Genomic DNA, 21202 nt, shown 5'->3' with positions numbered 1-21202 from the left:
GGCGTGGGACGATAGGGGCATGACCCTGACCCTGGCGATCGCCAACCAGAAGGGCGGCGTCGCCAAGACCACCACGGTCGCCTCGATCGGCGCCGCGCTCCTCGAGCAGGGGCAGCGGGTCCTGCTCGTCGACCTCGACCCCCAGGCCTGCCTGACGTTCTCCCTCGGCATCGACCCCGAGGACCTCGACGTCTCGGTGCGCGAGGTCCTGCTGGGCGAGAAGGACGCCGCCGACGTCGCCGTCGTCACCGACGAGGGGCTGCACCTGCTGCCGGCGACGATCGCGCTCGCCCAGGCCGAGGAGGCGCTGATGACCCGCACCGGCCGCGAGCAGCGTCTCTCGGCCGCGCTGCGCCGAGTCGCCGACGACTACGACTGGGTGCTGCTCGACTGCCCGCCGTCGCTCGGCATCCTCACCGTCGGCGCCCTCACCGCCGCCGACCAGGTGCTCATCCCGCTGCAGTGCGAGACGCTCGCCCACCGCGGCGTCGGCCAGCTGCTCGACACCGTCTACGACGTGCGCGAGTTCACCAACCCCCGCCTGGAGGTGCTGGGCGTCCTCCCCACGCTCTACGACGGACGCACCAAGCACGCCAAGGCCGTCCTCGACACCGTGACGAGCACCTACGACCTCGCCGTGGTCGAGCCGCCGATCCCCAAGTCGATCCGGTTCGCCGAGGCTCCCGCGGTCGGCCGCAGCATCCTGGGCACGTCGAGCTCGCACCGCGGCGCGCAGGCCTACCGCGCCGTCGCCGCCAACCTGGTCGCGCGGGCGGCTCGCTAGGATGGGGCGCATGCCCCACGACCACCGGAACCCCGGCCCGCGCCGTCGCGCGACGCCGGCCGGACGTCGTCGGGCCGAGCCGCCCCGCCGCGGTCGTCGCGCCGCCGACGTCCGCCTGCGCCGGGCCCGCGGCGTCCTGATGGCGGTGGCCGTCGCCACCACGCTCGTGGTGGCCGCGACCGCGCTGGCGCTCGGCCCGCGGTCCGCCGTCGTCGCGGCGCCCGAGCACGACGAATCCCTGCAGCCCCTCGCGTGGGCCGGCGTCGTGCACGACCGCGCGTCCGCGGCGCTCGAGGCGGCACCCGCGCCGACCCCGGCCCCCGCTCCCGACCCCACGGCCCTGCCCGCGGGCACCGGCACGGGCAAGCGCGTGGTCTTCGACCGCGACGCCCAGCGCGTCTGGCTCGTGCGCGAGGACGGCGCCGTCGCCCGCACCTACGCGGTCTCGGGCAGCATCCACGACAACCTCGACGCGGGCCGCTTCCGCGTCTACTCGCGCTCCAGGCACGCCACGGCGTTCGACTACTCGAGCACGATGAAGTACTTCGTCCGCTTCACCCGGGGCGACAACGCCGCCATCGGCTTCCACGACATCCCGGTCGACGACGACGGGCAGAAGGTGCAGACCAGGTCGCAGCTCGGCACCGCGCTGTCCTCGGGCTGCATCCGCCAGCTGCGCCCCGACGCGCAGGCGCTGTGGCGGTTCGCACCCGTCGGCACCCTCGTCGTGGTGCGCTGAGCCCCGTGGCCGGACGGATCCGCGAGGACGACGTCGCCCTCGTCCGCGAGCGCGCCAAGATCGACGAGGTCGTCGAGCAGTACGTGACCCTGCGCGGCAGCGGCGGGGGCAACCGCGTCGGCCTGTGCCCGTTCCACGACGAGAAGTCGCCGTCGTTCAACGTCACCCCGTCGCGCGGCATGTACTACTGCTTCGGCTGCGGCCAGGGAGGCGACGTCTTCACCTTCCTGCGCGAGGTCGAGGGCATCACCTTCACCGAGGCCGTCGAGCGGCTCGCCGGACGCTTCGACGTCACCCTGCGCTACGAGGACGGCCCCGGCGCGCCGCGTCGCGACCACGCCCAGCGCGGACGGCTCGTCGAGGCCAACAAGCTGGCCGCGGAGTTCTACGCCGAGCAGCTCACGTCGTCCGCCGACGCCGTGGCGGGTCGCCGGTTCCTGCACGAGCGGGGCTTCGACCAGGCCGCCGCGCTGAAGTTCGGCGTCGGGTTCGCCCCGCGCAGCGGGGAGGCGCTCGTGGCGCACCTGCGCGCCAAGGGCGTCACCGAGGACGACCTGGTCAAGGCCGACCTCGCCGGGCTCAGCTCGCGCGGCGCCTACGACCGGTTCCGTGGACGTCTGCTGTGGCCGATCCGCGAGGCGTCCGGCGACGTCGTCGGCTTCGGTGCGCGCCGGATGTTCGACGACGACCGCGTCGACGCCAAGTACCTCAACACCCGTGAGACCCCGCTCTACAAGAAGAGCCAGGTGCTCTACGGCGTCGACCTCGCGCGCCGCGAGATCTCGCGCGCCAGCCAGGCCGTCGTCGTCGAGGGCTACACCGACGTGATGGCGTGCCACGAGGCCGGCGTCAGCACCGCCGTCGCCACCTGCGGCACCGCGTTCGGCGAGGAGCACGGGCGCGTCCTGCGCCGGCTGCTGCTCGACCACGACGCGTTCCGCGGCGAGGTGATCTTCACCTTCGACGGCGACGAGGCCGGCCAGAACGCCGCCATGCGCGCGTTCGGCGGTGACGAGCAGTTCGTCACCCAGACCTACGTGGCCGTCGAGCCGTCCGGCCAGGACCCGTGCGACCTGCGGCTCTCCGGCGGCGACGCGGCCGTCCGCGAGCTGATCGCGTCGCGCATCCCGCTGTACCGGTTCGTGCTGTCCAACGTGGTGCGCCAGTTCGACCTCGATCGCGGCGACCAGCGCGTCAACGCCGTCCGGGAGGCCGTCTCGCTGCTGAGCTCGGTGCGCGACCGGTCCAAGCGCGACGCGTTCGTCCGCGAGATCGCCTCGGTGATCGGCGTCGAGGTCGACGTCGTGCGCGACGCGGCCCGCAGCGCGTCGTCACGCCCGTCGACGTCGACGCCCGTCCGCGGCACGCCGGTGGTGGCCGAGCAGGAGCCCGCCGTGCCGGCCGGTCCGTCGCTCGGCGAGGCGCAGTTCCACGACGAGCGCGAGGCCCTCAAGGCCGTCGTCCAGCTGCCGCACTTCGCCGCCGACCTCGTCGCCGACGTCGACCGCGACGACTTCACCCACCCCGCCACCGCGGCGCTGTGGGACGCTATCGTCGCCGAGGGCCTGCCCACCGCCCCCGACCCGGCGTGGGTCTCGCGGGTGTCTGCGCGCATCGACGACCCCACCGTCCAGCACGTGCTGTCGCTGCTGGCCGTCGACACGATGGTCAGCAACGGCGAGCCCACCGCGTCGCTCGTGGGTGCCCTGCTCGCGCGGGTGCAGGAGCTGACGACGCTGCGTCGCATCGAGGGCGTCAAGTCGCGGCTGCAGCGCACCAACCCCGTCGACGAGGTCACCGAGTACAACAAGATGTTCGGCGAGCTCGTCGCGCTCGAGGCCCAGCGGCGGGCCCTGCGCGAGCGCGCGATCAGCGGCGCCGTCCTGTAACGACCACGTCGGGGCGCCGTCCCTGTGGACGGACGACCGTCGTCCACAACCTTCTCGCCGGCGCCCCCACGCGGGCCCGTCGGCTCCGAGACTGTCCGGCATGGACCTCGCACACGTGCCCGAGGCGGTCTCGGCCTACCTCGACCAGATCGGCCGCATCCCCCTGCTCGACGCCCGCCGCGAGCGCGAGCTCGCCCACCGGGTCAGGGCCGGGCTCGACGCCCGCCGCCGTCTCGACACCGCCGGCGCGGGCGAGCGTGAGGCGCTCTGCGACCTCGTCGAGCACGGGGTGCGCGCCCGCGAGGAGATGATCAGCGCCAACCTGCGGCTCGTCGTCGCCCAGGCACGGCGCCTGCCGCGGGGGCCGGTGCCGTTCCTCGACCTCGTCCAGGAGGGCAACGTCGGGCTGATGGCGGCGGTCGACCGGTTCGACCCCGAGCTGGGGTTCCGGTTCTCCACCTACGCGCACGACTGGATCGCGCAGGCCATGTGGGCGGCGCTGGCGTCCGACCGGCTGATCCGGCTGCCCGCCAAGGCCGGTGCCCGTGCCACCCACTGCCGGCGCGTCCGCGAGGAGCTCGCCGTCCTGACCCGTCGCGAACCGGGCGTCGACGAGCTGGCCGCCGCCACAGGGTTCGACCCGGCCCAGGTCGAGCTGCTGCTGCGTGCCGAGCAGGTCACCGTCCCGCTCGACCTGGTGGCCCACGCGGCCGCGTCCCACGACGACCCCGGGGAGCCGGTCGAGCGCCGCGACGCGGCCGAGCGGGTGCTGCACGCGCTCGGCTGCCTGGACCCCGAGGAGCGGACGGTGCTCGAGCTCCGGTTCGGCATCGGCTCCGAGCCCTGCACGCTCGCCGAGACGGCTCGGCGCACCGGGTCGGACGTCCCGGGCGTCCGTCGTCTCGAGCGGCGTGCGCTCGACCGGCTCCGGCGTCGCCCCGCGATGGTCCAGCTGCAGGAGGCCGCGGGTGCGTGAGCGATGATGGGAGGCATGCGCTGGACCCCCTCCCGATCGGTCCCCGGAGACGTCCTCGCGGCGCTCCACACCGAGCCGGGCGAGCGCGCGCTCGCCTCGGCCCGCGACGCCGACGGCGGCTGGCTCGTGGGCACCGACCGTGCGCTGCACCGCACCGACGGCGACGGGTGGGCCGTCCACCCCTGGGAGTCGCTCGAGGGCGCCAGCTGGAACCGCGAGGACGGCGAGCTCGTCGTGGTCGAGATCGCGGAGTTCGGCGAGGTCGAGCCGCGCCACGTCCACCGGATCGAGGCGCCCGGCCGCCTGCTCGAGCTGGTCCGCGAGCGGGTCACCGCGAGCATCGTGGCCCGTCGCGCCGTGCCCGTGCGCCGCGGCTTCGACCTCCAGGTGGTGGTCCGCCGCTCGCCCACCCGGACCGGCGACACCACCTACTCGTTCGTCCTCGACCCCGGCCTCGAGCCCGACGACGACGACGTCCGCGCCGCCGTCCGTCGCGGTGTTGCCGAGGTGCGCCAGGACCTCGGCCTCTGAGGCCAACCCGTTTGGACGCGGGGGTGGCGCGGTTGCTACCGTGTCCTGCGCACCACGGCACCTCGCCGGTGCCGATCCCCTGTAGCTCAATTGGCAGAGCAGCCGACTGTTAATCGGCAGGTTACTGGTTCGAGTCCAGTCGGGGGAGCTCTCGCTCCCCGCCACCGTCCGAGCGTCCGCGTCCCCTGCGGACCAGGCTCCACGGGATGATGCAGCCCCTCACCGAGGCCGTCGCCGCGCAGGACGCGGCGATCGACCTCGGCAGCTGGGTGCAGGTGGCCGACATCGCTGTCGCGCTGCTGCTCACCGGCACGGCGGCGCTGTCGGACGTCGCCGTGGGCCTGGAGAGCATCCGCGGCGTCGTCCGGGTGTCGGTGCAGGACGCCAACGCCGACCTGGAGTGACGCTCAGGGGCGGTGACGGTCAGCCGGCGACGACGCCGCACCGCTCCATCAGGGCCATCGCGTCGAACGGGGAGCGGACCTTGGTGTCGTTGTCGAAGTAGCAGTAGACGTCGAGACCGGCGTCGCGCCAGCCCAGCAGCCGCTGTGCCCACACGTCGAGCGCCTCGTCGGTGTAGCCCGAGACGTACAGCTCGTCGTCGCCGTGCAGGCGCAGGTAGACGAAGTCGCTGGTGACCTCGCGGATCTCCGGCCAGGTGCCGGCGGTGTCGGCCATCACGAGCGCCACGCCCTCGCGACGGAACAGCTCGACGACGGCGGGCTCGGCCCAGCTCGGGTGCCGCGGCTCGACCGCGTGCCGCAGCGGGCGGTCGTCCTCGGCGACGGTGAGCGCCTGGTCGTCGGGGATCCGGTCGTCGTGCTCGGCGGCCAGGCGGGCCGCGTCCCCGGTGGTGCGGGGGAGCATCCGGAGGAACTCGGCCACCGACGACTCGTCGAACGCCAGGGTCGCCGGCAGCTGCCACAGCAGCGGACCGAGATGGGGTCCGAGGGCCAGGGGACCCGAGGCGAGGAAGTTCGCGACGGGCACGCGCGCGTCCTTGAGCCGCTTCATGTGGGTGACGAACCGCGGACCCTTGAGCGCGAGGACGCTGTGCTCGAGGACCTCGGAGCGCCAGCGCGCGTAGCTCGACGGCTTCTGCAGCGCGTAGAACGACCCGTTGACCTCGATCGAGCCCAGCCGCTCGGCGGCGTAGGCCAGCTCCCGCCTGTGCACCAGGCCGGCGGGGTAGAACGTCCCGCGCCACGGCGCGTACGTCCACCCCGAGATGCCGATCCGGATGGTCGCGCTCATCGGCCCGGCCTAGCTGCCCCAGCCCATCGGGAACACCTCGAACGCGGCGCCGAAGGTGACGCCCAGGCGGCTGCCGGTCGCGCGGGCGCCGCCCTCGAGGAACTCGGCGGGATCGAAGTCGTCCCAGCCGAGGCCGTCGATGTAGGCGCGGTGCGCCTCGAGCGAGGCGACGCCGACGTCGAAGGTGTCGGTGGTGTCGACGCCGTGGGTGGAGTCGGGCGACCCGGCGGCCCAGACCTCGCCGACGCCGCCCCACTTCTCCACCCCGTCCGTCAGCTGCTCGGGGAAGACCCACCGGTTGTCGGCGTCGCGCACGGCGTCGAGCGTGGCCCTGCCGACGGCGATGTGGTCGGCCTGGTTCAGGTTGAGCCCGCCCCAGGTGTCGCGGAAGTTGTTGGTCACCACGACGTCGGGCCGGTGCTTGCGCACCGAGGCGGCGATCGCCCGCCGCAGCTCGACGCCGTACTCCAGGACGCCGTCGGGCAGGCCGAGGAAGTCGCACGTGTCGACCCCGACGACGCGGCACGACTCGATCTGCTCGGCCTCGCGGACGCGGCGGCACTCGTCGGGCTCCATGCCGTCGATGCCCGCCTCGCCGGACGTCACCATGCAGTAGACGACGGTCTTGCCCTGTCCGGTCCAGCGCGCCACCGCCGCCGCGGAGCCGAACTCCATGTCGTCGGGGTGGGCGACCACGCACAGCATGGTCTGCCAGTCTTCGCGGAGCGGCTCGAGCGGGGCGGGGGCGTCGTCGGTCATGTCACGACCCTAGGGCGTGATGGCCGCCGAGGCACCGATGCTGACGGCCAGCAGCGCCGCGGCGACCAGCAGCGCGCCGGGGTTGAAGCCCGGCTCGGTGATGATGCGGTTGGTGCGCCCGCGCGACAGCAGGTTGAGCCCGACGATGACCACCGCGTGCACCAGGATCGTCAGCACGCCGAACACCAGGACGCCGGTGACGGCGCCGTTGACGCCCGCCTGGGTGTTGATGATCGTCGTGTAGGCGAGGTAGCCCTGGCCCACCCACGCCGCCGACAGCATCGCGGCGCCGTTGAACGACCTGTCGTCGACGATGCGGCTGATCAGGTGACCGGGTGTGATCACGTCGATCACGTAGTGGTTGACCACCAGCAGCACGAGCACGAGCGCGATGTAGCCGGCGCCGAGGGCAGCGTCCTGGAGGATGTCGATCAGCATGGCGGGTGGGGCCTTTCGGTGGAGGGGGCGTCGGGGTGCTGCGAGGCGGCGGTGGTGCCGTCGGCCTGGACGACCAGCCGCCGGACCGCGTCCAGGAGCTCCTGCTGCTCGTCGTGCGACCACGCGTCGCCGGTGCGGCGGTCGCGCTCGCCGACGAGGTGCGCGGTCCAGAGCGGCACCCAGACCATCAGCATCGAGATCATCAGGAACATGGCCACGAAGCGGCCGGGCGTGGAGGCCGGCGAGAAGTCGCCGTACCCCGTGGAGGTGCCGGTGACGACGGCCCAGTACGGGCCCTCGATCGGGCCGGTCCCCTCGATCAGGGCGTAGGCCTCCCCGCAGACGACCACGTTGAGGATGCCGGCGAGCAGGATGCGCCGGGTGCTGCAGGTGAGCCAGAGCATGCCGTCCATGACCCGGTCGTCCCACGAGTGCCAGTCGCGGACGCCGGCCCAGAACGCGGTCACGTCGGACGCTCCTCGGGGTTGAGGCGGTCGGTGATGATGTGCGGCACCACGCGGGAGTAGTAGTCGGTGACGGGACCGTCGGACTCGCGGCAGAGCATCCCGGCGGGCTCGCCGTCCACGACCCACGACCCGAGCACGAGGTGGTGCCGGCGCTCGTCGCGGTCGGTGAAGACCGGCAGCGGCCAGTACTGCTGCCAGATGTGCCCCTCGGCGCCGTAGCCGCCGGGCTGGGTGATGTCGAGCCCGTAGGTGGGGGCGTGGATGACGATGTTGTCGCCCTCGCGGCCGTGCAGCGGCTTGCGCACCCAGTCGGTCAGGTGCACCTGCGCGGCGGTCTCCTCGCGGAACGCCGGGAGCAGGTAGCGGCCCTTCTCAGGGTCCTCGCCGAAGCGGTCCCACAGGGCGACGCTGAGCATCTTGGACGACAGGACGACCTTCCAGAGCGGCTCGATCCAGGTGACCATCGCGCTCATCGGGTCGCCGTCGATGCCGGCCTTCTGACGCTTGCGGGCCGCGCGGGCGAGCGCCCCGCCGTACGTCTCGGCGACCATGTTCTCCCAGGGGTACAGGCAGAACGCGGTCTCGATGATGAGGTCGTCGGCGTCGACGAGGACGTCGCGCGTCAGCGTGGTGCCGTCGGCCATCTGGATGCCCGCACGCACCAGGTGCACGTGGTGCAGGTAGACGGTCTTGGGCTGCAGGCCCGCCCGGCGGACGGTGTCGGCCATCGCCTCGACCGTCATCCACTCCTCGGCGGTGTCGTCGCCCTGCGCGACGATCATGTGGACCAGGCGCGACGGCAGCTCGGGCACCAGCGCCGTCCAGCGCTCGACCAGCGCCTCCCACAGCCGGTTCCACTGGTCGAAGTCGCCGGGGCCGCCGTCGGGGTCGGTGAGCCAACGCCACTGCACGACCGCGGACTCCACCAGGCCGGTGGGGGTGTCGGCGTTGTACTCGAGCATCTTGACCTCGGTGCCGCCGTCGTAGACGAGGTCGAAGCGGCCGTAGACGCTCGGGGGCTCGGCCTCGAACGAGGCGAGCGCGAGGTCGAGGGTGCCCTCGGGCAGCCCGAGGTCGCCGTAGCGGCCGCTGCAGAGGTCGGGCACCACGGCCAGGCACATCTCGTGCAGGGCCTCGGTGGCGTCCCAGACGACGTCGACCTGGGCCTCGGTCACCTCGTAGCGGGCCGCCTCGTTCCAGTACGGGACGGTGCCGCCGCCCGGCAGGTCGGTGGTGGGCCAGCCGAGCCCGAGCGCGCGCACCTTGTCCTCCCAGCCGCGACGCGGTGGGACCTGTTCGCGGTACACCGGCGCCTCAGCCCGAGGCCTTGAAGCCGCCGCCAAAGCCGCCGCCGCGGATCGCCTTTGCCCCGGTGCCGCCGGACTTGGCGACCTTGCCGCGGCCGACGGTGGCGCCGGCCGGCACGGTCGTGGTGCCGCCGCTGACGCGGTCGCCGACGCCGGGGTAGCGGCCGTTGAAGCCCGACCCGAAGTAGTAGGGGACCGGCACGAAGCCCAGGTACCCGCCGCTGTTGGAGTCGTCGTCGCAGTAGTCGTCGTCGACGCGCTCCTGGTTGTCGGGGTTGACGCAGACGGCCTGGTAGTCCTCGTTCGAGCCACCGCACGCGGCCAGCCCGGCGGCGAGCAGCAGGAAGCTCGCGGACAGCGCGACGTCGCGCGACGCCCGTCGTCGACGCCCCTGGGGACGCTCGGTCATGTGACCTCCGGTGTGAAGGAGGCGGTGCCGTGGCGCCGCCGTGGACGACGGGCCGCGTCGGCGCGCGAAGCACCGACGTTCCCCCGTCTGGAACACAGCCGGATCATGGCACGGCCCGGGGTCACACCGCGCCGTCTGTGAAAGGATCGTGACCCCACGTGGCGGTAGCTCAGCTGGTCAGAGCAGGGGACTCATAATCCCTGGGTCGTGGGTTCGAGCCCCACCCGCCGCACCGACCGTCGAGGTCCGACCTGTGCAACGCATGGGCGTCCCGAGCGTTGCAGAACTCGGACCTCGACGACCCGTGAGGCCGCCCGGACGCCTCAGCCCTTCTCGAGGGTCGACTCCTTGTGCGCGGCCTGGGCGCCGGTCTTGTCGGACTCGACGATCCAGAACGGCTCGTCGTCGCTGGCCTTGAAGGTCTGCTTCTTGAGCTGGAACTCCTTGGTCTTCTTCTCCACGGCCTTGCCGTGGGTCTTGCCCTGCTCGGTGTTCCAGCTGACGGTGTCACCCTTGGAGATCGACATGGCCAGACGCTAGGACGCCCCGCCGGGGGCCGCCGATCGCGCGTAGATTCCCCCCGTGACCACCACCGTCCCGCGCACGAGGATCCACCCGGCGTGGGCCGTGGCCACGGTGGCGTTCGTGGCGCTGCTGGGGGCTGCCGGGTTCCGGGCCGCGCCGGGCGTGCTGATCGTGCCGCTGCACGAGGAGTTCGGGTGGTCGACGTCGCTGATGTCGACGGCCGTCGGCCTCAACCTCGTGCTCTACGGCCTCACCGCCCCGTTCGCGGCGGCGCTGATGGACCGGTTCGGGGTGCGGAGGGTGGCGTCGACGGCGCTGGTGCTCGTCGCGCTCGGCAGCGGGCTGACGGTGTGGATGACCGCCGCCTGGCAGCTGCTCCTGCTATGGGGCGTGCTGATCGGGCTGGGCACCGGGTCGATGGCCCTGGTGTTCGCCGCGACGATCGCCAACCGCTGGTTCGCGCAGAGGCGCGGGCTGGTGATGGGCATCCTGACCGCCGCCGGCGCGACCGGCCAGCTGGTCTTCCTGCCGGTGATGGCGGTGCTGGCCGACACGGTCGGGTGGCGGGGCGCGTCGCTGACGGTCGCCGTCGCGGCGCTGGCCGTCGTCCCGCTCGTGCTGCTGGTGATGCGCGACCGTCCCCAGGACCTGGGGCTGCGGCCGTACGGCGCCGACGAGGACGTGCCCGACCCGCCGCCGCCCGACCCGTCCGGCGCGGCCCGGCGCGCGATCCGCGCGCTGCGCGAGGCCAGTCGTACGAAGACGTTCTGGGCGCTGGCGATCGGCTTCGCGATCTGCGGCGCCACCACCAACGGGCTGGTCGGCACCCACTTCATCCCCTCGGCGCACGACCACGGGATGCCGCAGACGACGGCCGCGGGTCTGCTCGCCGTCGTCGGGATCTTCGACATCGTCGGCACCATCGCGTCCGGCGCCCTCACCGACCGCATCGACCCGCGCTACCTGCTCGTCGGCTACTACGTCTTCCGCGGCGTCGGGCTGGCCGTGCTGCCGTTCCTGCTGTCGGACGTGATCCGTCCGAGCATCGTGGTCTTCGTCGTCATCTACGGGCTCGACTGGGTGGCGACGGTGCCGCCGACGGCCGCCCTGTGCCGCGAGGCGTTCGGGGAGTCCGGGACGGTGGTCTTCGGCTGGGTGTTCGCCTCGCACCAGGTGGGCGCCGCGGTCGCGTCGGTGGTGGCGGGCGTCGTCCGTGACGCCACGGGGGAGTACACCTTCGCCTGGTTCGGCGCGGCCGGGCTGTGCGCGGTGGCGGCGTTCGTCTCGCTCGCCGTCCGCCGGACGGGGCCGCCCGCGACCGTTCCGGTGGTGGAGCCCCCGCGATAGCGTCTGTGACCATGACGACGCCGCGTCCGCTGCCCTGCCTCGACACCCGCCCCGTCGCCGCGGAGGCCGCCACCGTGCAGGGCCCCGACTGGCGCATCACGGTGCTCACCGACGGGCTGGTGCGGCTCGAGCACGCCGACGACGGCGTCTTCGAGGACCGTGCCTCCACGTTCGCGATCGTCCGCGACCTGCCCGTCCCCGACTTCACCGTGACGCGGGTCGGCGACGGTGTCGAGGTGGTCACCGACCGCTTCCGGCTCAGCTACGACGGCCGTCCGTTCTCGACCAGCGGGCTTTCGCTGCAGGTGCGCGGAGACGTCAGCAACTACCACTCGGTGTGGCGCCACGGGCAGCCCACGCGCGACCTGCGCGGCACCGCCCGCACGCTCGACGAGGCCGACGGCCGCATCCCGCTCGAGCCCGGCGTGGTGTCGCGCTGGGGCTTCTCGCTCATCGACGACTCCTCGTCCATGCTGCTCGCCGACGACGGCTGGGTGGCGCCGCGCGACGGCAGCCGCGACGACCTCTACGTCTTCGCCTACGGCCTGGACCACCGCGGGGCGCTCGACGCCTTCCACGCGGTGTCGGGCCTGCCGCCGCTGCTGCCGCGGTTCGCGCTCGGCAACTGGTGGAGCCGCTACCACGCGTACACCGAGGCCGAGTACCGCGAGCTGATCGGCCGGTTCGAGGCCGAGGGGCTGCCGTTCTCGGTCTCCGTGGTCGACATGGACTGGCACCTGGTCGACGTCGACCCCGTCCACGGCAGCGGCTGGACGGGCTACACCTGGAACCGCGAGCTCTTCCCCGACCCCGAGGAGTTCCTGGCCTTCCTGCACGCCCGTGGGCTGCGGGTGACGCTCAACGTCCACCCCGCCGACGGCGTCCGCTCCTACGAGGACGCGTACGCCGCGATGTGCGAGGCACTGGGACGCGACGCCGCGAGTGGCGAGCCGATCGCGTTCGACGTCACCGACCGCGAGTTCCTCGCCGCCTTCTTCGACGTGCTGCACCGCCGGCTGGAGGACGAGGGCGTCGACTTCTGGTGGATCGACTGGCAGTCCGGTCCGTACTCCAAGGTGCCCGGGATCGACCCGCTGTGGGTGCTCAACCACTTCCACTTCCTCGACAGCGCCCGCGACGGACGCCGTCCGCTGACGTTCTCGCGCTACGCCGGCCCCGGCAGCCACCGCTACCCGGTCGGGTTCTCCGGCGACACGGTCGTGTCGTGGGAGTCCCTGGACTTCCAGCCCGAGTTCACCGCGACGGCGACCAACATCGGCTACGGGTGGTGGAGCCACGACGTCGGCGGCCACTTCCACGGGTACAAGGACGACGAGCTCGCCGCGCGCTGGGTGCAGCTGGGCGTGTTCTCGCCGGTGCTGCGACTGCACTCGGGCTCCAACCCGTTCAACACCAAGGAGCCGTGGCGCTTCGGGCCGGTGGCGCGCGAGGCGATGAGCCAGGCCCTGCGGCTCCGCCACCGCCTGGTGCCGTACCTGCACACGATGAACCACCGCGCCGCCGGCCAGGGGCGCGCGATCGTCGAGCCGATGTACCACCTGCACCCGGCGGTCGACGCCGCGTACGAGGTGCCCAACCAGTTCGCCTTCGGCACCGAGCTGCTGGTCGCGCCGATCACGAGCAAGCACGACGTGCGCACGCAGACCGGCTCGGTGCGGGCGTGGCTGCCGTCCGGCACCTGGGTCGACGTCCTCGGCGGGCAGGTCTACGACGGCGACCGCGAGGTCGTCCTGCACCGTGGACCCGACGCCATCCCCGTCCTCGCCGCGCCCGGCGCGATCGTCCCGCTCGACGGGGCCGGGTCGCCCGGCAACGGCACGGACAACCCGGCGTCCTTCGAGGTGCTGGTGGTCGTCGGCGCCGACGGTGCCTTCGAGCTGGTCGAGGACGACGGCCGCACCCCCGCGCAGCGACTGCTCACCCCGATCTCGCTCGACCAGAAGTCCGGCGTGCTCAGCGTCGGTCCGTCGACCGGCGACCGCTCGTGCGCACCGTCCGAGCGCGGCTGGACGGTGACGTTCCTGCGCCTCGACGCCGCGGTCGAGCCGGTCGTCGAGGTCGACGGCGCCGGGGTGGACGCCGTCGTCGCGCACCACGCCCGGGGCACGAGCGTCGAGGTCGGCCCCGTGGCGTCGGACGCCGCCTTCACCGTCCGCCTCGGCCCCGACCCGTCCCTGGGGGAGGACGACGTGGCCGCGCGCCTGTTCGGTCTGCTCGACCGCGCCCAGATCGAGTTCGACCTCAAGGAGCAGGTGCGCGCCGTCGCGACGTCCGACCTGCCGCTCGCCACCCGTGTGGCCACGCTGTCGGCGATGGACCTCGGACGGGCGCTCGAGACCGCCGTGCTCGAGGTGGTCACCGCCCGCACGGTCTAGGCGTCGGGCTGTGACGCGCGCCACTACAGTGGGGCGCATGGTCCGTGTGCTCGCCGTCGCCGACGAGACCGTCGAGTCCTTCTGGCGGTCCAAGGCCCGCGACGTCGCGCCCGACCTCGTCGTCGCGGCCGGTGACCTGCCCTGGGACTACGTCGAGTTCATCGCCTCCAGCGTCGACGTCCCGGTGGTGTTCGTGCCGGGCAACCACGACCCCGAGGTGGCCACGAGCCGCGTCTCGCGCAGCGGGCTGCACACCGTCGCAGGCCTGCCGTGCGACGCCCCTCGACCCCACGGCGTCACCCACCTCGACGGCCACGTCGCCGACCTCGCCGGCCTGCGGATCGCCGGTCTCGGCGGCTGCGTCCGCTACCGCCCCGGCCCGCACCAGTACAGCCAGCGCGAGTACCGCGGCAGGCTGCGACGCCTGGCGCGCCGCGTGCGACGTCACGACCGCCGCAGCCCCGGTGGCCTCGACCTGCTCGTCACGCACGCGCCGCCGCTCGGCCTGGGCGACGGCGACGACGGCCCGCACGTCGGCATCGAGGCGCTCGTCCCGTTCCTGCTGGAGGTGCAGCCCACCTGGCACCTGCACGGGCACATCCACCCGTACGGGCGGACGATGCCCGACCGCACGCTCGGCCGCACGACCCTGCGCAACGTCATCCCCTACCGGGTGCTGGAGATCGAGCCGCTCACCGCGGGCCTGCCCGTCCGGGTCGGCTGAGGGCGAGGTCGGCGTGGCACGCGACACCGGCTCGCCCCGGGCCGATGCCGAGAGCGACTTCCTGCGGGTCCGTCGCCGGCAGGTGATGTCGGCGCTCGCCGCCTGGATCCGCCGCGACGACGACGTCGCCGTCCAGCCGCTGTCGTTCACCGAGATCGTCGACGCGCTGGGCACCCGCAGCTCGCGCAACCGCGGCTTCCAGGTGATCGACATCGACAAGATCGTCGGCTCGGTCGACAAGATGCGCGAGTTCGACCACCGCTTCCGTCCCACCTCCGGGCGTCACCGCCAGCGGTGGGAGCGCCTGGCGCTGGCGGCCCGTCGCGGGGAGGCGTTCCCGCCGATCGAGGTCTACCAGGTGGGCTCGAGCTACTTCGTGCGCGACGGCCACCACCGCGTCTCCGTCGCCCGCGCCATGGGGCTGAACAGCATCGAGGCCCAGGTCACCGAGATCGAGACCACGGTCGATCCGGCCGGGCTGGACGGACGCACCGACGTCGAGGCGACGCACTTCCGGCGGCTGCTCCACCAGCGGGTGCCCCTGCCGCCCGAGGAGCAGGACGCGATCGCGTGCACCGAGCCCGTGCGCAGCGCGCTGCTGGCCGAGATGGTCGAGGCCTGGGGGTGCCGGCTCATGCACCGCGAGCAGACCTACCTGGACCGCGACGTCGTCGCTCGTCGCTGGTTCGACGAGGAGTTCCGCCCCACGATCGCGCTGATCCGCGACGCCGACCTGGTCGACCGTCGCGAGACCGACGGCGACGCCTACATCCGGGTGGCGGGGGAGCGGTACCACCTGATCCGGGCCCACGTGTGGAACGAGGAGGTCATCAGGCGGCTGCGCGAGCAGCGCCGATGACCTCCCCGGTCCCTCCAGGCAGTGCGGTCAGACCGCGCTGTGCGCCCCCGCGCCGAGCGTGAGGTTCGCGCCCGTCTCGGCGTCGAAGACGTGCAGCTTGGACGTGTCGTACCAGAGCGTGGCCGGGGCGCCGGACTGCACGCGCGCGCCGGCGTCCAGACGGGCCGTGACCTCGTCACCCATCGCCGACATGTCCTGGCCGGCGTCGCGGGCGATCTCGTCCAGCTCGGCGGACTGCGCGCCCTTGTGGCCGGCCACCGAGAAGTAGGCGTAGATGTCCGAGCCCATCGACTCGACGATGTCGATCTGCGCCTGGAAGGTCGCACCGGGCTTGTCGGGCACCAGCCGGGCGTCCTCGAAGTGCTCGGGACGCAGGCCGAGGACGACGCCGCTGCCCGACGCCTGGCCGTGCACCGCCTGGCGCACGTGGTCGGGCATGAGCGCCTCGCCGAGCGCGCTGACGAGGTGGTCGCCCTTGACCTCGGCGGGCAGGAAGTTCATCGACGGGCTGCCGATGAACCCGGCCACGAAGAGGTTGCGCGGGTGGTCGTAGAGCTCGGTGGGCGAGCCCACCTGCTGCACGATGCCGCCGCGCATGACCACGACGCGGTCGCCGAGCGTCATGGCCTCGGTCTGGTCGTGGGTGACGTAGAGCGTGGTGGTGCCCAGCGTCTTCTGGATGCGCGAGACCTGGGTGCGCATCTGCACGCGCAGCTTGGCGTCGAGGTTCGACAGCGGCTCGTCCATCAGGAAGGCCTTCGGGCTGCGGACGATCGCGCGTCCCATCGCGACGCGCTGACGCTGGCCGCCCGACAGGTTGGCCGGCTTGCGGTCCAGGTGCTGGGTGAGCTCGAGCAGCTGGGCGGCCTCGTCGACCTTCTTCTTGATCGTGCCCTTGTCGACGCCGGCGAGCGTGAGCGGGAACGCCATGTTCTCGCCGACGGTCATGTGCGGGTAGAGCGCGTAGGACTGGAACACCATGGCGATGTCGCGGTCCTTGGGTGCCTTGTCGTTGACCACCTTGCCGTCGATGATCAGCTCGCCGGTGGTGATGTCCTCCAGGCCGGCGACCATGTTGAGGGTGGTGGACTTCCCGCAGCCGGACGGGCCCACGAGGATGATGAACTCGCCGTCGGCGATGTCCAGGTTCAGGTTGTCGACCGCGAGGGCGCCGTCGGGGTACCGCTTGACGACGTTGCGGAGGTTGATCTCGGCCACAGCTGCTCCTAGGTGGTGTGAAGGTCGGTGGGCGCGGGCCGGTCAGCCCTTGACGGCGCCGGAGGTGAGGCCGGCGACGATCCGGCGCTGGAAGAACAGGACGAAGATCACGATCGGGATCGTGATGACGACGGCCGCGGCGGCGATGGGGCCCGTGGGCACCTCGAACGTCGTGGCGCCCTGGAAGTACGACAGCGCGGCGGGGACGGTGCGCGAGCGCGACGTCGAGGTGAGCGACAGCGCGAACAGGAAGTCGTTCCAGCAGGCGATGAACACCAGGATCGCGGTGGTGAAGACGCCCGGCATCGCCAGCGGCGTGATCACCCGGCGGAACGCCTGGAACGGCGTCGCGCCGTCCATCTTGGCCGCCTTCTCCAGCTCCCACGGGATCTCGCGGAAGAACGCCGACAGGGTGTAGATCGCCAGCGGCAGCGCGAAGGTGATGTACGGGATGATCAGGCCGAGCCAGGTGTCGAAGATGCCGATCGCGGTCTCGATCTTGAACAGGGGCGTCACCAGCGCGATCTGCGGGAACATCGCGATGAGCAGCGAGACGCCCACGATGAGCCGCTTGCCCGGGAAGTCCAGGCGGGCGATCGCGTAGGCGGCCATCGTGCCGAAGACCAGGGCGGCCACCGTCGCGATCGCGCAGATGCCGATCGAGTTGACGAGCGCCCTGAGGAAGTCGCCGTTGCTGAAGATCTGGGCGTAGCTCTCGTTGGTCGGCGACGTCGGCAGGAAGTTGCCGTCGTTCAGCGAGCCGCTGTCCTTGAGCGACAGCGAGATGATCCAGATGACGGGGATGAACGCGTAGACGAGCACGATGATGTTCGCGCCGCTCCACGCGAGCTTGCGGCGGGGGGTCTCGACGGCGGTGCTCATCGCTTCTCTCCTTCTCCGGGGGCTGCTGCTCCGAAGAGCTTGATGAAGATGAACGCGATGATCGCGATGCTGAGGAAGATCAGCACCGAGATCGTCGACCCGATGCCGAGGTTGAGGCCGCCGATCAGGTTGTTGTAGCCGATCATCGAGACCGACGAGGTGTTGTTGGCCCCGCTCGTCAGCACGAAGATGTTGTCGAAGACGCGGAACGCGTCCAGGGTCCTGAACAGCAGGGCGACCAGGATCGCGGGCTTCATCAGCGGGATGGTGATCTTCCAGAACCGCTGCCAGGTGCTGGCGCCGTCCATCGAGGCCGCCTTGAGCAGGTCCTCGGGCACCAGCGCCAGGCCGGCCATCAGCAGCAGCGCCATGAACGGCACGGTCTTCCAGACCTCGGCCAGCAGGATGATCCACAGCGAGCTCCACATGCCCGTCAGCGGGGCGTTGTCGCCGGCGAGCCAGCCGAGGTCCTGGGTCCAGGCGAAGCGCCACGAGAACGCTGCGACGACCGTGACGATCGCGTAGGGCACGAGGGCCGACGTGCGGACCAGGCCGCGTCCGACGATCGTGCGGTGCATGACGATGGCCAGGACCATGCCGAGCACCAGCTCGATGGCCGCGCCCAGCACGGTGAGGAACATCGTCACGCCGAAGGCGGTCCACCAGATCGGGCTGGACAGCACGGTGACGTAGTTGTCGAGGCCGATGAACTGGTTGGCGTCGGGCGTGCGCAGGTCGGCCCGGTTCAGCGACAGCCAGAACGCGTAGACGATCGGGTACGCGGTGACGGCGAGCATGATGATCACCGCTGGCGCGCAGAGCAGGAGCCCGAGGCGTCGCTCGGCCCTCTTGCCCTCGCTGTGCCGCTGCTGGGCGATCTTGGTGCCGTCGTCGACCACCCCCTCGGCGGCCGGCTGGTTCAGGGTCTGGCTCATGGCAGGATTCCCTTTCCTTCGAGCGCGTCCTGGATCGACGACTTGAGCTCGCGGGCGGTCTTGTCCGGCTGGATCTGCGCCGGGGGCGACAACGTGGTGGACACGATCGTCGAGATGTTCTGGTAGAGCGGCGAGATGGGCCGCGACGAGGCCACCTGCAGCTCGGTGAGCATGTCCTGCCCCTGCGGGTAGGCCTTGGTGAACTCCGGCTCGGAGTAGACGGCCTCGTTGACCGGCGGGTCGCCCGCCTCCAGCGCGGTCTGCAGCTGGTGCTCGGGCGTCCGCAGGCACATGGCCGCGTCGAGGGTCTCGCGCGGGTGCTTGCTGTAGGTGCTGATGCCGTAGTTCATGCCGCCGAGGGTGACCTTGGGCGTCTCGCCGGCGACGACGGACGGGTACGGCGCGTAGCCGAGGTCGTCGTAGACCTCCTGGCTCTGCTTGTCGGTGGAGCCGGCGTCACGCATGGCGCTGAGCACGTAGGGCCAGTTGAGGATGAACGCGGCCTTGCCCTGCTGCATCTGCGCGAAGACCTCGGGCTCCTGGCTGTTGGAGAGCGAGGCGCTCGCGACGCCGGAGGTGGCGAACTTCTTGATCAGCGCGAGGGCCTGGACGGTCTTGCCGTCGACGGTGGCCTCGGTGCTGTTGGCGTTGACGAGCTCGCCGCCGTAGGAGGAGAGGATGGTGTTGAAGCCCACCACGTAGCCCTCGTACTGCGAGCCGGTGAAGCCGATCTGGTACGGCTTGCCCTCGGACTTGAGCTGCTTGGCCATGTCGATCATCTCGTCCCACGTCGTCGGTGGGGTGGGGACGAGCGACTTGCGGTACCAGAGCAGCTGGACGTTGGTGTGCTTCGGGACGCCGTAGAGCTTGTCCTTCCACTCGGCCGTCGCGATCGTCGGGGCGAGGGTGCCCTCCGTGGCGGCGGTCTTGTCGGCGCCCTTGATCTCGCGGATCCAGCCGGCTTCGGCGAACTCGGCGGTCCACACCACGTCCATGCCGATCAGGTCGAGCCCGTCGTCCTTGGCCGCGAGACGGCGGACGAGCTGCTCGCGCTGGCCGTCGGCGTCGCTGGGGAGCAGGTTGCCGACGATGCGGTACTCGCCGTCGGCCTGGTCGTTGCAGTCGGCGATGATCTTGTCGAACCCCGCTGCCGCCGCACCGCCGTAGAGGTTCACGACGGGGACGCCGCCGTCACCGCCGCCGCACGCGGCCAGGCCGCCCGCGGCGAGCACGAGGGCGAGACCTCGCGCGACGTACCTCGTGCTCAGACGCCGTGGGTGCCTCGAAGCTGGTCGATCCGTCATCTGACTGCCTCATCTCCTGCGCGCCGAGCGCGAGTGTCTGGTGTGACCGAAGTCACTGCTGGGGTGAACCTAAGCCCGTCTGACGTGCGGCGACAAGGAGTGCGTGCCGATTAGCGGACGTCTGGCCAGGACGGACGAGGACCTGCGCGGATCGCTGGGCGAGCCAGTCGACCGGGCGGGTGGACGAGGGTCACACCGACGGACGCGCCGGACCTGTTGACCGACAGGTCCGGTGCCGTCCTACACTGATGAGGTTTGCCTCACCTTCACTGACTCGCGGGTCGGTGCCGCACCCCTAGGACCGTCATGACCGCATCCCTGCGCGGACTCGGCGCCGGCATCGCCGCGCTCGCCCTGCTGCCCGCCCTCGCCTCCTGTGCGACCGACCCCGAGCCCGCGGCCGGGGGCAGCAGCTCGGGCGCGGTCACCGTCGCGGCCTCCGACGACGCGTGCACGGTCAGCAAGACCTCGCTCGAGGCCGGACCGTCCACGTTCACCGTCAAGAACGAGGGCGACAAGACCACCGAGTTCTATGTGTACGCCGAGGGCGACCGGATCATGGGCGAGGTCGAGAACATCGGCCCCGGCCTGTCGCGCGACCTCGTCGTCGACCTCGACCGCGGCACGTACGAGGGCGCCTGCAAGCCGGGCATGATCGGCGACGGCATCCGTCAGGACATCAAGGTCAGCGGTGAGGCCGCCACGAAGCTCTCGGACTCCGAGGAGCTCAAGGCCGCGGCCCGCAGCTACTCGCGCTACGTCCAGAGCCAGACCGGCGCGCTGGTCACCGAGACCACCAAGTTCACCGACGCGGTCAAGGCGGGCAAGGTCGACGAGGCCAAGGCCCTGTTCCCGCGCGCACGGACCTACTGGGAGCGCATCGAGCCCGTCGCGGAGATCTTCGGCGACCTCGACCCGATCACCGACGGCCGCGAGCCCGACGTCGAGCCCGGTCAGGACTTCACCGGCTGGCACCGGATCGAGAAGCAGCTCTGGGTCGAGAACGACACCGACGGCATGGGCCCGTACGCCGACCAGCTGCTGGCCAACGTCAAGGAGGTCGTCAAGCGCTCGAAGGAGCAGCCGCTGACGGCGCTGCAGCTCGCGCAGGGCTCCAAGGGCCTGCTCGACGAGGTCGCCACCGGCAAGATCACCGGCGAGGAGGACGAGTTCAGCCACACCGACCTGTGGGACTTCAAGGCCAACATCGAGGGCTCGCAGGCGGCCATCTCGTCGCTGCGCCCCGTCCTGGAGAAGCAGGACCCCGCGCTCGTCAAGCAGCTCGACACCCGCTTCGCCGCGCTCGACAAGGAGCTCAACCAGTACCAGAAGGCCGATGGCTCCTGGGTCTTCTACGACGAGCTGACGCAGCCGCAGGTCAAGGAGCTCTCCGACAGCGTCGCCGCGCTGAGCGAGCCGATCAGCAAGGTCGCCGGCGTCATCGCCGCGAGCCAGTGAG

22 protein-coding genes and 2 tRNA genes are annotated in these 21202 nt (G+C 71.8%); 13 read left to right on the top strand and 11 right to left on the bottom strand.

Going from position 1 to position 21202, the window contains the following annotated elements:
• Window positions 1–19 precede the first annotated feature (19 nt).
• The 7 genes from ACI6PP_RS09685 to ACI6PP_RS09655 all read left to right on the top strand — a co-directional run bounded on the left by ACI6PP_RS09685 (window position 20) and on the right by ACI6PP_RS09655 (window position 5323).
• Window positions 20–784, top strand: coding sequence for a ParA family protein (locus ACI6PP_RS09685; RefSeq protein WP_421111164.1), 765 nt, complete (start codon window positions 20–22; stop codon window positions 782–784).
• Window positions 785–794: 10 nt separating this feature from the next.
• The gene (locus ACI6PP_RS09680) at window positions 795–1523 is read left to right on the top strand and encodes a L,D-transpeptidase (protein ID WP_421111162.1); all 729 of its coding nucleotides are present in this window, start codon (window positions 795–797) and stop codon (window positions 1521–1523) included.
• A gap of 5 nt (window positions 1524–1528) precedes the next feature.
• Window positions 1529–3412, top strand: coding sequence for a DNA primase (gene dnaG, locus ACI6PP_RS09675; protein WP_421111160.1), 1884 nt, complete (start codon window positions 1529–1531; stop codon window positions 3410–3412).
• Between the two features lie 100 nt (window positions 3413–3512).
• A complete protein-coding gene (locus ACI6PP_RS09670) occupies window positions 3513–4388 on the top strand; it encodes a sigma-70 family RNA polymerase sigma factor (protein ID WP_421111158.1) in 876 nt (291 codons plus the stop codon).
• Between the two features lie 15 nt (window positions 4389–4403).
• Window positions 4404–4919 carry a hypothetical protein gene (locus tag ACI6PP_RS09665; protein WP_421111156.1) on the top strand — a complete coding sequence of 172 codons (516 nt, stop codon included), beginning with the start codon at window positions 4404–4406 and terminating at the stop codon, window positions 4917–4919.
• 75 nt (window positions 4920–4994) lie between these two features.
• A tRNA-Asn gene (locus ACI6PP_RS09660) sits at window positions 4995–5067 on the top strand.
• Between the two features lie 58 nt (window positions 5068–5125).
• On the top strand, window positions 5126–5323 hold the full coding sequence (locus tag ACI6PP_RS09655; protein ID WP_421111154.1) for a hypothetical protein: 198 nt from the start codon (window positions 5126–5128) through the stop codon (window positions 5321–5323).
• 19 nt (window positions 5324–5342) lie between these two features.
• On the opposite strand, the gene ACI6PP_RS09650 is transcribed toward ACI6PP_RS09655, so the two are convergent.
• From ACI6PP_RS09650 to ACI6PP_RS09625, 6 genes are read right to left on the bottom strand one after another with little or no spacing between them, the layout of a single operon-like run.
• Window positions 5343–6173 (bottom strand): DUF72 domain-containing protein, encoded by an 831-nt coding sequence (locus tag ACI6PP_RS09650; protein ID WP_421111152.1) that lies wholly within the window; start codon window positions 6171–6173, stop codon window positions 5343–5345.
• A 9-nt stretch (window positions 6174–6182) separates the two neighbouring features.
• Window positions 6183–6932 (bottom strand): PIG-L deacetylase family protein, encoded by a 750-nt coding sequence (locus ACI6PP_RS09645; RefSeq protein WP_421111150.1) that lies wholly within the window; start codon window positions 6930–6932, stop codon window positions 6183–6185.
• 9 nt (window positions 6933–6941) lie between these two features.
• Window positions 6942–7370: a DUF350 domain-containing protein gene (locus tag ACI6PP_RS09640; protein ID WP_421111148.1), complete on the bottom strand. Its 429-nt coding sequence runs from the start codon at window positions 7368–7370 to the stop codon at window positions 6942–6944.
• The gene (locus tag ACI6PP_RS09635; protein ID WP_421111147.1) at window positions 7364–7837 is read right to left on the bottom strand and encodes a potassium channel family protein; all 474 of its coding nucleotides are present in this window, start codon (window positions 7835–7837) and stop codon (window positions 7364–7366) included. Before ACI6PP_RS09635 ends, ACI6PP_RS09640 begins: the two co-directional genes overlap by 7 nt.
• Complete coding sequence (locus ACI6PP_RS09630; RefSeq protein ID WP_421111145.1) at window positions 7834–9144, bottom strand: glutathionylspermidine synthase family protein; 1311 nt, start codon at window positions 9142–9144, stop codon at window positions 7834–7836. Before ACI6PP_RS09630 ends, ACI6PP_RS09635 begins: the two co-directional genes overlap by 4 nt.
• Before the next feature lie 7 nt (window positions 9145–9151).
• A complete protein-coding gene (locus ACI6PP_RS09625; RefSeq protein WP_421111143.1) occupies window positions 9152–9553 on the bottom strand; it encodes a hypothetical protein in 402 nt (133 codons plus the stop codon).
• A 158-nt stretch (window positions 9554–9711) separates the two neighbouring features.
• On the opposite strand from ACI6PP_RS09625, the gene ACI6PP_RS09620 reads away from it, so the two are divergent.
• A tRNA-Ile gene (locus ACI6PP_RS09620) sits at window positions 9712–9785 on the top strand.
• 91 nt (window positions 9786–9876) lie between these two features.
• Here ACI6PP_RS09620 and ACI6PP_RS09615 read toward each other — a convergent pair.
• Entirely contained in the window at window positions 9877–10080 is a 204-nt protein-coding gene (locus tag ACI6PP_RS09615) for a hypervirulence associated TUDOR domain-containing protein (protein ID WP_421111141.1), read from the bottom strand.
• Between the two features lie 55 nt (window positions 10081–10135).
• Between ACI6PP_RS09615 and ACI6PP_RS09610 the strand changes: the two genes are divergently transcribed.
• From ACI6PP_RS09610 to ACI6PP_RS09595, 4 genes are read left to right on the top strand one after another with little or no spacing between them, the layout of a single operon-like run.
• Window positions 10136–11425, top strand: coding sequence for an MFS transporter (locus ACI6PP_RS09610; protein ID WP_421111139.1), 1290 nt, complete (start codon window positions 10136–10138; stop codon window positions 11423–11425).
• A gap of 11 nt (window positions 11426–11436) precedes the next feature.
• On the top strand, window positions 11437–13821 hold the full coding sequence (locus tag ACI6PP_RS09605; RefSeq protein WP_421111137.1) for a glycoside hydrolase family 31 protein: 2385 nt from the start codon (window positions 11437–11439) through the stop codon (window positions 13819–13821).
• 37 nt (window positions 13822–13858) lie between these two features.
• The gene (locus ACI6PP_RS09600) at window positions 13859–14545 is read left to right on the top strand and encodes a metallophosphoesterase family protein (RefSeq protein ID WP_421111135.1); all 687 of its coding nucleotides are present in this window, start codon (window positions 13859–13861) and stop codon (window positions 14543–14545) included.
• 13 nt (window positions 14546–14558) lie between these two features.
• Window positions 14559–15404, top strand: a complete 846-nt coding sequence (locus tag ACI6PP_RS09595) for a chromosome partitioning protein ParB (RefSeq protein WP_421111133.1) — start codon at window positions 14559–14561, stop codon at window positions 15402–15404.
• Between the two features lie 27 nt (window positions 15405–15431).
• Here ACI6PP_RS09595 and ACI6PP_RS09590 read toward each other — a convergent pair whose 3' ends face one another.
• Genes ACI6PP_RS09590 through ACI6PP_RS09575 form a run of 4 tightly spaced genes read right to left on the bottom strand, consistent with a single transcriptional unit; the run spans window position 15432 to window position 19671 of the window.
• Window positions 15432–16622 carry an ABC transporter ATP-binding protein gene (locus ACI6PP_RS09590; protein ID WP_421111131.1) on the bottom strand — a complete coding sequence of 397 codons (1191 nt, stop codon included), beginning with the start codon at window positions 16620–16622 and terminating at the stop codon, window positions 15432–15434.
• A gap of 42 nt (window positions 16623–16664) precedes the next feature.
• Window positions 16665–17504 (bottom strand): carbohydrate ABC transporter permease, encoded by an 840-nt coding sequence (locus ACI6PP_RS09585; RefSeq protein WP_421111129.1) that lies wholly within the window; start codon window positions 17502–17504, stop codon window positions 16665–16667.
• A complete protein-coding gene (locus ACI6PP_RS09580; RefSeq protein ID WP_421111127.1) occupies window positions 17501–18439 on the bottom strand; it encodes a carbohydrate ABC transporter permease in 939 nt (312 codons plus the stop codon). Before ACI6PP_RS09580 ends, ACI6PP_RS09585 begins: the two co-directional genes overlap by 4 nt.
• Window positions 18436–19671: an ABC transporter substrate-binding protein gene (locus tag ACI6PP_RS09575; protein ID WP_421111125.1), complete on the bottom strand. Its 1236-nt coding sequence runs from the start codon at window positions 19669–19671 to the stop codon at window positions 18436–18438. The genes ACI6PP_RS09580 and ACI6PP_RS09575 overlap by 4 nt, the downstream gene beginning before the upstream one ends.
• 378 nt (window positions 19672–20049) lie before the next feature.
• On the opposite strand from ACI6PP_RS09575, the gene efeO reads away from it, so the two are divergent.
• Complete coding sequence (gene efeO, locus ACI6PP_RS09570) at window positions 20050–21201, top strand: iron uptake system protein EfeO (RefSeq protein ID WP_421111123.1); 1152 nt, start codon at window positions 20050–20052, stop codon at window positions 21199–21201.
• Window position 21202 lies beyond the last annotated feature (1 nt).

This window comes from Solicola agrisoli (assembly GCF_049059935.1).
Lineage (GTDB): Bacteria > Actinomycetota > Actinomycetes > Propionibacteriales > Nocardioidaceae > JAURVT01.
This window is presented reverse-complemented; position numbering and strand designations above follow the sequence as displayed.

What these genes read in the sequence shown, in the direction of transcription:
- ACI6PP_RS09685 (WP_421111164.1), top strand. Translation starts at nt 20, where the DNA reads ATGACCCTGACCCTGGCGATCGCCAACCAGAAGGGCGGCGTCGCCAAG.
- ACI6PP_RS09605 (WP_421111137.1), top strand. Translation starts at nt 11,437, where the DNA reads ATGACGACGCCGCGTCCGCTGCCCTGCCTCGACACCCGCCCCGTCGCC.
- ACI6PP_RS09580 (WP_421111127.1), bottom strand. Translation starts at nt 18,439, where the DNA reads ATGAGCCAGACCCTGAACCAGCCGGCCGCCGAGGGGGTGGTCGACGAC.
- ACI6PP_RS09625 (WP_421111143.1), bottom strand. Translation starts at nt 9,553, where the DNA reads ATGACCGAGCGTCCCCAGGGGCGTCGACGACGGGCGTCGCGCGACGTC.
- ACI6PP_RS09680 (WP_421111162.1), top strand. Translation starts at nt 795, where the DNA reads ATGCCCCACGACCACCGGAACCCCGGCCCGCGCCGTCGCGCGACGCCG.
- efeO (WP_421111123.1), top strand. Translation starts at nt 20,050, where the DNA reads ATGACCGCATCCCTGCGCGGACTCGGCGCCGGCATCGCCGCGCTCGCC.
- ACI6PP_RS09645 (WP_421111150.1), bottom strand. Translation starts at nt 6,932, where the DNA reads ATGACCGACGACGCCCCCGCCCCGCTCGAGCCGCTCCGCGAAGACTGG.
- ACI6PP_RS09600 (WP_421111135.1), top strand. Translation starts at nt 13,859, where the DNA reads ATGGTCCGTGTGCTCGCCGTCGCCGACGAGACCGTCGAGTCCTTCTGG.
- ACI6PP_RS09615 (WP_421111141.1), bottom strand. Translation starts at nt 10,080, where the DNA reads ATGTCGATCTCCAAGGGTGACACCGTCAGCTGGAACACCGAGCAGGGC.
- ACI6PP_RS09665 (WP_421111156.1), top strand. Translation starts at nt 4,404, where the DNA reads ATGCGCTGGACCCCCTCCCGATCGGTCCCCGGAGACGTCCTCGCGGCG.
- ACI6PP_RS09670 (WP_421111158.1), top strand. Translation starts at nt 3,513, where the DNA reads ATGGACCTCGCACACGTGCCCGAGGCGGTCTCGGCCTACCTCGACCAG.
- ACI6PP_RS09640 (WP_421111148.1), bottom strand. Translation starts at nt 7,370, where the DNA reads ATGCTGATCGACATCCTCCAGGACGCTGCCCTCGGCGCCGGCTACATC.
- ACI6PP_RS09655 (WP_421111154.1), top strand. Translation starts at nt 5,126, where the DNA reads ATGATGCAGCCCCTCACCGAGGCCGTCGCCGCGCAGGACGCGGCGATC.
- ACI6PP_RS09585 (WP_421111129.1), bottom strand. Translation starts at nt 17,504, where the DNA reads ATGAGCACCGCCGTCGAGACCCCCCGCCGCAAGCTCGCGTGGAGCGGC.
- ACI6PP_RS09650 (WP_421111152.1), bottom strand. Translation starts at nt 6,173, where the DNA reads ATGAGCGCGACCATCCGGATCGGCATCTCGGGGTGGACGTACGCGCCG.